2 protein-coding genes are annotated in these 1,838 nt (G+C 66.8%); both read left to right on the plus strand.

The window, feature by feature from the left end; genetic code table 11:
• The first annotated feature begins 254 nt into the window (after nucleotides 1–254).
• Nucleotides 255–347, plus strand: coding sequence for a putative leader peptide (locus ACFQ7Q_RS38110; protein WP_383563861.1), 93 nt, complete (start codon nucleotides 255–257; stop codon nucleotides 345–347).
• 286 nt (nucleotides 348–633) lie between these two features.
• On the plus strand, nucleotides 634–1,737 hold the full coding sequence (locus tag ACFQ7Q_RS38115) for an ABC transporter substrate-binding protein (RefSeq protein WP_383563858.1): 1,104 nt from the start codon (nucleotides 634–636) through the stop codon (nucleotides 1,735–1,737).
• Nucleotides 1,738–1,838: the final 101 nt, after the last annotated feature.

Below are 1,838 nucleotides of genomic sequence, written 5' to 3' on the forward strand. Positions count from 1 at the left end.
GGCAGGTGTCCCTGCCCGGCGGCCGAGGGGGACCCGCGGCGGACGTCAGCCGACGCCTGACCGCCGCACCACGCCTCGCTGCGCGACGGGGCGGATGGGACGGTTCTCCAGGCCGCGCCACCAGCGGGTTCTCACAAAACGAGACGGAACTGTCCATAATATGGTCATCCTCTTGGGGTAAGCGCCGCCCTCTGCCACCATGCCTACCAACCAGGTGGGAAAACTAGGGATGGGGAGAGGTGGCCATGCGAACGATGAACCACGCGGGCCGTCCGCTTCCCCTTCTGACCTCTCGCCGCCATATCGACCTCGGCCGTACGTCCAGCGCCATCTGTCAGCCTGTCTGACCCCGGCCACAGAGCCGGCTGCACAGAGCGCAACCCCGCACCACCTGTCGCCCCGCCCTCCGTCGGCCGGGCACCCCGCATCTCCACGACCGCATCTCCTCGGGTGCGGCGTGGCATCGATCGCGATTCGACATGCACCTCCGCGGCAACCGACGCACACCAGCCTCTCAGCCCACGACGGCGATCCCGTCGCCGACGGCAGGGGGTGAACGCCACGCATGCCGACGGCTCCGCATCGCACTAGTCCGCACTTCCCTGAACTTCCATCCCCTGAAAGGGCACCTCCGTGTCTGCCGCAAGACCGCTCACCACCCTGCGCACCATCGCCGTCACAGCAGCGCTTCCCCTTCTGCTCACCGCCTGCGGTTACGGCTCCCAGGCCGACGACAGCAAGAAGACCGAGGTGGCCGCCAAGGGCGACAAACTTTCCGCCGACACCGTCCGCATCGGCTACTTCCCGAACCTGACCCACGCCACGGCCCTCGTCGGCATCCAGGAAGGGCTGATCCAGAAGGAGCTCGGCGGCACCACGATCAAGCCGCAGACCTTCAACGCCGGCCCGTCCGAGATCGAGGCGCTCAACGGCGGCTCACTCGACATCGGCTTCATCGGCCCCTCCCCGTCCATCAACGGCTACGTGAAGTCCAAGGGCAAGAACCTGCGGATCATCTCGGGCTCGGCATCCGGTGGCGTGAAGCTCGTCGTCAACCCGGCCAAGATCAAGACCCTCGATGACCTCAAGGGCAAGAAGATCGCCACTCCGCAGAAGGGCAACACCCAGGACGTCGCGTTCCTCAACTGGATCTCGGAGAAGGGCTGGAAGGTCGACTCCGAGAGCGGCAAGGGCGATGTCTCCGTGGTCCGCAGCGACAACAAGGTGACCCCGAACGCGTACAAGTCCGGGTCGATCGACGGCGCCTGGGTGCCGGAGCCGACCGCTTCCAAGCTGGTCAGTGAGGGCGGGAAGGTCCTGCTCGACGAGTCCACGCTGTGGCCCGACAAGAAGTTCGTGATCACGAACATCATCGTGTCGCAGACCTTCCTGAAGGAGCACCCGGACGTGGTCGAGGCCGTGCTGCGCGGCACGGTGAAGACCAACGAGTGGATCAACGCCAACCCGGACAAGGCCAAGGCGTCGGCCAACGCCGCGCTGAAGGCCGAGACCGGCAAGGAGCTCGGCGCCGCGGTCATCGACCCGGCATGGCCGAGCATCCAGATCCTCGACGACCCGCTGGCCGCCACGCTGAAGACGCAGGCCGGCTACGCGGTCAAGACCGGTCTGCTCAAGGAGCCCGACCTCAACGGCATCTACGACCTGACGCTCCTCAACAAGGTGCTGAAGGCCGCCGGTAAGCCCGAGGTCTCCGACGCCGGTCTCGGCGCCAAGTAAGCACGCACGAAGCGCAGTTCGACCTGCGGGAGGCCGGTCCACCTGGCCGTCGCCTACATCGACCCGGCCTGACCGGTCCCCGGCCAGCCAACCACCTGACC

The organism is Streptomyces sp. NPDC056527 (genome assembly GCF_042794475.1).
Lineage (GTDB): Bacteria > Actinomycetota > Actinomycetes > Streptomycetales > Streptomycetaceae > Streptomyces.

Excerpts from the sequence above, each read along its gene's own strand:
- ACFQ7Q_RS38110 (WP_383563861.1), top strand. The coding sequence starts at position 255 with ATGAACCACGCGGGCCGTCCGCTTCCCCTTCTGACCTCTCGCCGCCAT.